Raw genomic sequence first — 10,012 nt, 5'->3', positions numbered from 1 at the left:
CAGGTAATAAGCGATTACGAGTAAAATTTGAGATTGGATCATGGCAGAAGCACTGAATCCCTTCAAGAGTAAAATCGATAGATTGATTGAGAATCTTTTTGATCTTTTTTGGTGAATAGTAGATGTTTGAATTTGAATGTTTCATCATATGTAATACCTCCTAAAAAATACATCTACTAAAAAGGGCTAGTAATGAATATTTTGCTATTCATTACTAGCCACACGATTCTCACTATTTGTCAATAGCTAAATAAAAAAGTCTCTTTAAATTACATTAAAGAGCTTTTTCAGTATTTTAATGCCTAACTTAATGACATTGGAATTTATATTCTTTTTTTTAACTATAATATTTGGATTTGTATCTACAATTGTAACTTTTCCATTATCTAATGGTGATGAGGGATATCATTTAAGTAAATGTTATAATGTTTTTTCTTCAAATCATCCAGAATCAATGAATGAGGAAATACTTAGAAATTTTGAAATGCAAGCAATTACTAGAAATTCTGATTTAGTTACAGTTCTTGATATAAAATCATTTAATTCAAATGTGTTAGATGATGTAAAAAATGATGGTATAAAATTTAATTTATTAGACGATGAAAATAGTATAGTAAAAAAAGATATAGCACATTTACCAGCAGCAATAGGAGTGCTTTTAGCACGACTAGTATATCCTAGTTATGGTTTTATGTTATTTTTTGCTAGAATTTTTAATTCAATATTCTTTTCAATTTTTATGGCTATGATTATTAAATTTAGTAAAATAGGTAAATGGTCTTTATTTATGTTGTTTTCAATACCATTTATGCAAAAAATAGCTAGTCCAAGTTATGATGTATATTCATATATTGTATTTGCAATGTTTGTAATAAACTTATTAAATTTAGCAAAATTAAAAAGCTTAAAAGAACTCAATTCTTATAAGATATATTTTACAATTTTAACAGTTATTTTACTATTATTTGCTAAAAATAATTATATTTTTGCTTTTTTAGGTTTCTGTTTTTTACCAATGATAATAATACCTATAAATAATTATTTTAAAAAATTAAAAAAAATATATAAAATAATATTTATATTACTAACTTTTTTTATAATTTTGATTATGATTTTTATCTTCAATAATATATTTGACTTGAAACAATTTATCAAATTGTTTTTTGATAATTATTTGAATATGGCGAGTGCAGGTAGAAGAGGAAAAGAATTGTTTAATATAGTACCAGCTATATTGCCCGATATGATTAATATATTATGGATATTGTTATTATTTGTTGTAATGATTTCAGAACAAAAACATTTATGGAATAAGGAAACTACTATTGGTATGGCGTCAATCTTTTTTGTAAATTGGATAGGTATTTATGCAGGTTTTTATATGATTTTTAATATTCCAACAGATTCATTTGATGATTTAAGCGGAAGATATTTACATCCATTCTTAGTTTTCTTTCTGCCTTGTTTACAAAATATAGGTGCAAAATGTGAAATTAAAATCTCGAAGCGTAGTATTAGAAAAATCGCAGTAATTTCAACCATTTTTATTTTTGTAATATATTTAATAACAGTATATTACAGAGGATACATAATATCTGCAACACCAACTTGGAATACATAATTATATATTAATTTTAAATAGATGATAATAAATCAGAACGGACAAATAAAAACTTTTTGTTATGAATAAGTAGAAATAATCTAAATATTTTAGTAAATACTGTTAATCTCAAATGTTTTAGTGATAAAATAGACATGATAGCCTTCTCTAAAACAAAATGGTGTTTTTTGTGAAGTTAATCAAGGTGAATTTAATAAGAAAAATATAAAATTTTTGTGACATTTTAGGTATTTGCATCTTGGTCATTATTATTTGAATCAATCTATCAAGTGGTTGATTCAGTAATGTTTAGCATGATAGGATATTCGTTTTTTTGTTATTATTGGACATGAATTAATAATATTGAATTTTGATAAAGCGGGATGGCGGTATGTGTTGTATAAATCTTTTAAGGTATTTGCAATGTATCAAGAGTCATCTCTTTTTATTAAGAATTGTCCTTATCGTCTTTATATATGGTGAATAAGAGATACATATAATGAGCCATTAAAATCTGTGAACTATGATTAAGACAATATCACAGATCAAGAAAAGCACTACCAGCTTTAAGAAAATTCATAGCATAAGTATGCATGAGACAATTGAAAGTAAAATGAACAGAATAGGTATATTGGTAATATTTTTATAGATATTAAAATATTTTCTAGTAGTTTCATTGCAGGTTTTAGGTACATAACTAAAAATAAAGAAATAGCTGTTAGAATCGAGTTTGATATTGTAAACGCTGAATAGCGAAGTATGCAGTATTGTCGATAGGAGTATGATGTGACTTGTTTCTTTTAGCTTGATGAACATATATGGTCATACTTAGATTTGTCTCCAGTAGAGATGTCAGAGATTTAAAAAAATGATTATGTTGATTCTAAGATTTCAGCATAAGGCAAGCTAATACAATCTATCCTTGATTATATTAAAGTAAACGGCGATAAGAAGGAATGTGATTATCCAATAAGAAGTCAATATTTTTAGGAGAGAACTCAGATTTAGGTATTCTATAAAGATTTATAGAGTTGTTCAGAATAGCAAAAAAGAAAAACGGATGTAAGAATTATTACTATTAATAGTGTTTTTGAATAAAGTTGAATGAAGATAGACAAAATATAATGTTGTGATAATTTTTCAATGTTTTTTGATACCATTCTGACGATTTCCCTTACTTTTAAAGGAGTTTATGTTGATCAGTTTTAAGATGTATTTATTTTTATAATTAGAAATCTGATTATATGAAGATTATACAATTGAAGATAAGTATTATTATGTTTTTAGATACAATTATCTTCACATTACAGTATAAAATCTTTTAAATAAAAAAGTTTATTTGTTATTGCTAGTGATAAAATGTTTAACATTTACTCTTATGATTATATTTGTTATAATTCATAAGAGCAGAGATAAAGTGCGGAGAGTTAATAATCTGAATATAAAGTAAAATGCCTGCAAAAACAAGACTTTATTCATATCTATGTGTGCCTTGTAGTCGCAGGCGGAAAGGAATGTAAGGTTAATATGAATAAAAAAGTATTAATTATAATACCTGCATATAATGAAGAAGCTTGTATTTTAGAGACGTATAAAAAAATAATTGCATATAACAAAGATAACGGAACACAATATGATGTTATTGTGATAAATGATTGTTCAACAGATGACACATTGTTAATATGTGAGAATAATAATATTCCAGTAGTTCCATTAGTTCATAATTTAGGAATAGGTGGAGCAGTACAAACTGGTTATAAATATGCATATGAAAAAGAGTATGATATTGCTATTCAATATGATGGTGATGGACAGCATGATATTAACTATGTAAGAGACATAATTAAACCAATTATAGAAAATGAAGCTGATTTTGTAATTGGTTCTAGATTTGTAGAGAAAGGGGTTAGCGAATTTCAATCATCATCTGCCAGAAGAGTAGGTATAAAAGTAATTTCAATCGTAATTAAACTAGTCACAGGTAAAAAAATTTATGATGTGACATCTGGCTTTAGGGCGGCAAATAAAAGTGTTATTGCTGATTTTGCAAAATCATATCCGATTGATTATCCTGAACCAGTAACTAATACTGAATTATTGAAAAAAAACTATCGAGTTAAAGAAGTTCCAGTTTCTATGAATGAAAGATTAGGTGGCGTTTCTTCGATTAACTCGTGGAAGACTGTGTATTTTATGATTAATGTTGTTCTATCAGTTTTAGTTGTTGGGATGAGGAGGTTTAAACATGTCAAATAATTTAGTACGAGGATTATTATGTGTTGGATTATTCTTGATTGTAGTAGTTACAGTGATTCTGAAAAGAGGCAGAATTCCAATGAAGTTTGCTTTAGTATGGTATGTTCCTTCATTTGCAATTGTTCTATTGGCCTTAGTTCCAAGTTTATTTGAATTTGTGGCTAATATTTTTGGATTTCAAACAATATCTAATCTTGTTGCAGGTTTTTTATTCGTAATATTGTTTTTAATTATAATCGCACTTACTGTTATAATTGCGGGACAAACGACAAAAATCAATTTATTGATACAAGAAGTATCTATGTTAAAGAAAAAGGTAAATGATAATGAAAAATAATTTAAAAAAGAATGTGATTTGGAATACATTAGGATTAACATTTAACTCATTTAATTCGCTTTTTTTCTTAATTATAATTAATCGAATTAATGGTATAGATGATGGTGGAATATTTAGTTTTGCTTTTTCATTAGCTTGTCTATTATTTGTTATTGGTATCTATGCTGGTAGAACTTATCAGATTTCTGATGTAAAGGGTGAATTGAATGATACAGAGTATTTAGTACATAAAATAATAACATGTGCATTGATGATGCTGATTTGTTTTGGCTATATTTTTATAAAAAATTATTCTATAGAAAAGAATATAATAATAGTTACATTAACTTTATATAAATGTTTAGAAGCTTTTAGTGATACATTATATGGATATATGCAAAAACAAAATTATCTATATTTATGTGGTATGTCACAGTTTTTTAAATCAATAATATCTATTGTTGTCTTTCTTATTATAGATTTAACAACAAAAAATTTAATATTTTCTTGTTATGGATTAATTATAGTTAATTTATTAGTAATTATTTTATTTGATTTTCCAGCAGCAAAAAAATTAACTCACCGTCAAGAAGTAAAATTTAAAAAAGTTATTAATTTATTTAAAACTGGTTTTACTATATTTGCATTTTCTTTTTTAGCAATCTATATTGTTAATGTACCTAAATATACAATTGATGGAATGATGGATGATTCTTTTCAGACAATTTTTAATATAATTGTCATGCCAGCAACAGTAATAAGTTTATGTGGTCAATATATTATGGGACCAATATTGACGGAATTAGTAGAAGCATATAATGATAAAAATTATTCAAAATTTAAATCTTTAGTATATAAAATTGTTAAACTTATCATATTATTTGGAATTGTAATAGAAGTGGCCGCTTATTTGTTGGGGATACCAGTATTAAGTTTAGTATATGCAATAGATTTATCAGCGTATAAATATGATTTATTAATAATTATTTTTGGGTCAATTTTATATGCTTTAGCTAATGTATTTTCCACAGGTTTAATTACAATGAGAAAAAATAATTTGCAGCTTGTAATTTATATTAGCAGTGCTATTGTAGGATGGATGTTGTCAAATTTATTAATAACAAAATTTGGTATTCATGGTGCAACATATGCATATTTCGGAACGATGTTATGGCATGGAGTGCTATATACAATTTATTTTAAATATGAATATAAAAAATTAATAAAAGAATAGATTTATAGTATTAAAAAAGTTTTGAGATTTTTATTAAATACATATCTTTTGAATACAGTCGGAAAGGAATGGCAGGTTATAATGGAAAAAAAAATATCAATAATTTTACCAGTTTATAACGCACAAGAATATCTTAAAAGATGTTTAGATAGTATTTTTGAGCAAAATTATAATAATTTTGAATTAATTGCAATTGATGATGGATCAAGAGATAACTCATGGGAGATATTAACTGAATATCAAAATAAATTTTTAAATAAGATGAAAAGTATTAAGCAAGAAAATATGGGTGTTTCTCAAACTAGAAATAAAGGGATCGATTTAGCAACAGGGGAATACTTATTATTTATTGATAATGACGATTATTTTGATAGTGACTATTTAAATACTTTTGTTTCTGAGATTGAAAAAGGCGATTTAGATGTTGTAATTGGAGGATATAAAAGGCCTAATAGTGATAATAAAATTGTTGATCAAGTTATATTAGAAGACTATGAATATTCAAAATTTAAAATTGTTGCTGCTTGGGCAAAAATTTATAGAACATCATATATCAAAGATAATGGGATAAAATTTTTAAACTCTAATATTGGAGAAGATATAAATTTTACGATCCAGGCAGTTACCCTTACTAAAAAAATAAAAATTATTAATTATGTAGGGTATAACTGGTTTTATAATGAAGCAAGTGTGTCTAATACAGCACATAAAAGTTTATCAAATGGTTTACAGTTTGATTATTTATTAAATTCAATATACGATAAGCTAATAGATAACAATATTGTTATTGATGATTTAATAGAATATTATTTTATTAAGTTAAATGTATGGTATATGTTATATGCTACAAGACATACTCCTTATGAATTGGTAAGAAATACATTGAATGAAAATATAATTTGGTTAAAAGAAAGATTTCCAAATTTTAATAAGAACAAATATCTAGGAATTATTAAAATAAAAGGAGAAAGTATTAATTATCAGTTGATCGTATGGCTTTTTGTGAGGATGATTGATTTTAAAGTAATCAATTTATTTTTAAAAATTTATTGTACAATATAGTTAGGGAGCATAATATATGAGCTATAAAATAGAAGATTTTTATGTGATTTTGGTAATATATAATAAGAATTATCATGATTCAAAAACTATTCAAGATTTAAGAAAGATAAAAGATATTAATGTAATTGTTGTTGATAATAGTACAAAAAATTTTGATAATGAAGATATTGTAAAAGACTATAATTATCAGTATATAAGTATGGGTGGGAATAAAGGGTTACCTAAAGCCTATAACCAAGGATTACAACAGATCGATAAAAACTCAAAATTAATATGTATATTTGATGATGATACAACTGTCAGGAAGCAATATTTTGAAAAAGCATTAAGATATATTAATAATAAACCTGGTGATATATATTTACCTGTGGTAGAAGATCAATTAGGGTTGTTGTCACCATCAATTATGAAAAATTTATATTGTCATCGTGCAAAAAATATTGATATGCTTAATAATGAAAATATGTCAGCTATTAATAGTGGAATGATAATTAAAAGTGAAATTTTTAAGGATTATCAATATGATGAAAATATGTTCTTAGATTTTGTTGATCATGATTTTATGAGAACGATGAAAAATAGAAATAAGAAATTTGTAATTATGAAAGATAATATTTTAATTCAAGATTTTTCATTAGTAAGTGACTCTGGTAAAAAAGCAAAAATACGTTTTAAAATATTAAAACGTGATTTAAAATATTTTTATCGAGGGCATTTGATATATTATTATTATATCATTATTAGAAGAAAACTAGGAATGTGTTATTATCAAAAGAGTATTAAGCCATTAATATGGTAGGTAGAAATATTAATAGCAAACAGATATATAAATATTTTAAAATTTAAAAATTATTATTATAAGGAGAAATCAAATGAAATTATTAGTAACTGGTGTTAAAGGACAATTAGGATATGATATTGTCAATGAATGTAAAAAAAGAAATATTGATGCAGTTGGTGTAGATGTTGAAGAAATGGATATCACAGATGCTAAAAAAGTAGAAGAAGTAATAAAAGAAGGAAATTATAATGCGGTAATACACTGTGCAGCATGGACAGCTGTAGATAAAGCTGAAGATGAAATAGAGGCTTGTACTAAAGTAAACGTAGAAGGAACAAAGAATATTGCTAATGTATGTAAAGAATTAGATATTCCAATGATGTATTTTTCAACTGATTATGTATTTGATGGACAAGGTGAAACACCATGGAATGAGTATGATAAAAGACAACCATTAAATGTTTATGGTCAAACAAAATATGAAGGAGAATTAGCAGTAGAAGCATTAGATAAATTTTTTATTGTCAGAATTGCTTGGGTATTTGGTGTTAATGGTAATAATTTTATAAAAACTATGCTTCGTTTAGGTAAAGAACGTGGAGCTGTTAGTGTTGTAAATGATCAAATAGGATCCCCAACTTATACATATGATTTATCAAAATTAGTTGTTGATATGATTCAAACAGATAAATATGGAATTTATCATGCGACAAATGAAGGAATATGTTCATGGTATGAATTTGCTTGTGAAATTTTTAAACAAGCTGGAATGGATGTTGAAGTAACTCCTGTTGATTCTAATGCATTTCCTGCTAAAGCTAAAAGACCAAGCAATAGTAGAATGTCTAAAGATATGTTAGATAAAAATGGATTTGATCGTTTACCTGCCTGGCAAGATGCTTTAAATAGATATTTAAAAGAAATTGATTATTAATAGTAGAAATGCTAGTATTATAAAAAATACTAGCATTTTTAGGAGTTGGTTTAATGAAACATGCTAAAACAGAAAATAATATATATTTTGAAGAAAACGAGATAGAAAATAACTTAAATGCGGATTATGAAGTTGAAGATAAAGAGAAAGAACATAAAACCTTTCATAAAGTTATATCTATGATAATTGTAATTATAATGATGGTATATCTGTTTAGTAAATACCGCCCAATAGATAAACCATTTAGTTTTATAATCATTTATACAATTGTTTCAATGTGTATTTGTGTATTTCTTTATTTAGGTATTAATCAAATACTAAAAGATGAATATAAGCTAGAAAAAGTATTTATAACTTGTGCAATTCCTTTAGGCTTGATTTATACTTTATTAATTCCTCCAGGAATAGTACCCGATGAATGGGTACATATGCAAAACACATTCTCTTTATCAAGTCAAATAATGTTAAAAGAAGAAAATAACAAAATAACTATGAAAAATAGTGAAATTGAACTATATAACCAGCAAACAACAGTTGGCAATAATGATTACTATAATTATATTTATAATAATATTTTTAGTCTAAGCAAAGATAATAATTACTCAAATATAGATGTTGAATCCCCAGGATTAGGACAGTTATTTGGCTATTTTCCAGCTGTTTTAGGAACAACAGTATCAAGAGTACTTCATTTAGGAGCTGTCACTACCGTGTATGTGGCTAGATTATGCAATTTTATTTTTTATTTAGCTCTTACTTATTTAGCTCTTAAAAAAATTCCTTTTGGAAAAGTGCTATTGTTTGCAATTACGATGTTACCAATGGCAAGTCATCAGATGTTTTCATTATCTTATGATACGATTATTAATTCAGCGTCGTTTTTTTGTATTGCTTATGGAATGTTTTTTGTTTATCAATCCAATGAAGTAGAATTAAAAGATGTGATAGTATATGGTTTATCAGGGATACTTTTGCTTGCAAATAAAGGCTCTGCATATGCGTTTATTTTAGTAATTCCAATACTTGCAAAATATTTTAATCCTAATGGGGAGCCTTATGCTAAAAAAACAAAAATAATTATTTTCTTAATAGTAATAATTTGTATCATTCTTTTAAATTACCGTTCTTTTTTAAATAACGACCAAATAAGTTCTGTTGAAACAGTATCAGGGGAAAGTATTGTCCCTTGGGCAGGAGCACCTTCGTATACTTTATCAGAAATGTTAAGCAATATACCTAGTACAATTCAGCTGTTTTTAAATACATTTGTACAAAAAGGCAGCTATTATATTAATACTGCAATTGGTTCATTAATGGGCTGGCTGGTAATTCCAATACCTACATGGATAATCAATAGCTGGATTGGTATCTTAATTGTTAGTGCTTTTGTTGAAAAATCAGATCGTGATGTTTTTACTCACGAGCATAAGTTATTATATTTTTTAATTGCATTAGGTGTAATTTTAGTAGTTATGCTGGCAATGGCTTTAGCATGGACACCTAGTGGCTATACAGTAATTGAAGGGGTGCAAGGACGATATTATATTCCAATCATCTTTTTGTTGTTGATTCCATTACAAAATAGTAAGCTATATTTAAATCAAAAATTAATAAGTTTTTTACTAGTGATCATCCCAATAATGTCTGCAATAACAGTTATTAATTTGATTCCATTAGTATTATAGTGAAACATAGTTTCACTCAGGCTGTTGACAAATAAAAATATTTGAAACAGTCTTTTTATTTTAATGATTATATGATAATATAACTAATGTCGTGGATGACTTTTTTCCAAATACGTAAACATTTTAAAGCTCCACGACTTTTTT

The 10,012-nt window shown here is 25.8% G+C and carries 8 protein-coding genes; all 8 read left to right on the top strand.

Annotation, left to right across the window (positions count from 1 at the left end; genetic code table 11):
- The first annotated feature begins 298 nt into the window (after window positions 1-298).
- The 8 genes from BR82_RS0113555 (at window position 299) to BR82_RS0113520 (ending at window position 9,868) form a co-directional block, all read left to right on the top strand.
- Complete coding sequence (locus tag BR82_RS0113555) at window positions 299-1,621, top strand: glycosyltransferase family protein (RefSeq protein ID WP_084300857.1); 1,323 nt, start codon at window positions 299-301, stop codon at window positions 1,619-1,621.
- A 1,506-nt stretch (window positions 1,622-3,127) separates the two neighbouring features.
- The gene (locus BR82_RS0113550; RefSeq protein ID WP_027090617.1) at window positions 3,128-3,856 is read left to right on the top strand and encodes a glycosyltransferase family 2 protein; all 729 of its coding nucleotides are present in this window, start codon (window positions 3,128-3,130) and stop codon (window positions 3,854-3,856) included.
- On the top strand, window positions 3,846-4,193 hold the full coding sequence (locus BR82_RS0113545) for a DUF2304 domain-containing protein (protein WP_027090616.1): 348 nt from the start codon (window positions 3,846-3,848) through the stop codon (window positions 4,191-4,193). Before BR82_RS0113550 ends, BR82_RS0113545 begins: the two co-directional genes overlap by 11 nt.
- Window positions 4,183-5,406, top strand: a complete 1,224-nt coding sequence (locus BR82_RS15965; protein WP_034865143.1) for a lipopolysaccharide biosynthesis protein — start codon at window positions 4,183-4,185, stop codon at window positions 5,404-5,406. The genes BR82_RS0113545 and BR82_RS15965 overlap by 11 nt, the downstream gene beginning before the upstream one ends.
- 81 nt (window positions 5,407-5,487) lie before the next feature.
- Window positions 5,488-6,468: a glycosyltransferase family 2 protein gene (locus tag BR82_RS0113535; RefSeq protein ID WP_051592845.1), complete on the top strand. Its 981-nt coding sequence runs from the start codon at window positions 5,488-5,490 to the stop codon at window positions 6,466-6,468.
- A gap of 16 nt (window positions 6,469-6,484) precedes the next feature.
- Window positions 6,485-7,267 (top strand): glycosyltransferase, encoded by a 783-nt coding sequence (locus tag BR82_RS0113530; protein WP_027090614.1) that lies wholly within the window; start codon window positions 6,485-6,487, stop codon window positions 7,265-7,267.
- 58 nt (window positions 7,268-7,325) lie between these two features.
- Window positions 7,326-8,183 carry a dTDP-4-dehydrorhamnose reductase gene (rfbD, locus tag BR82_RS0113525; protein WP_418080439.1) on the top strand — a complete coding sequence of 286 codons (858 nt, stop codon included), beginning with the start codon at window positions 7,326-7,328 and terminating at the stop codon, window positions 8,181-8,183.
- 53 nt (window positions 8,184-8,236) lie between these two features.
- Window positions 8,237-9,868 carry a DUF2142 domain-containing protein gene (locus tag BR82_RS0113520; RefSeq protein WP_084300855.1) on the top strand — a complete coding sequence of 544 codons (1,632 nt, stop codon included), beginning with the start codon at window positions 8,237-8,239 and terminating at the stop codon, window positions 9,866-9,868.
- The last annotated feature ends 144 nt before the right edge of the window (window positions 9,869-10,012 follow it).

Origin of the sequence: Thomasclavelia saccharogumia DSM 17460 (assembly GCF_000686665.1) — a bacterium.
Classification (GTDB): Bacteria; Bacillota_I; Bacilli_A; order Erysipelotrichales; family Coprobacillaceae; genus Thomasclavelia; species Thomasclavelia saccharogumia.
Note: the sequence above shows the minus strand (reverse complement) of the source record. Positions and strands in the feature narration are given on the sequence as shown.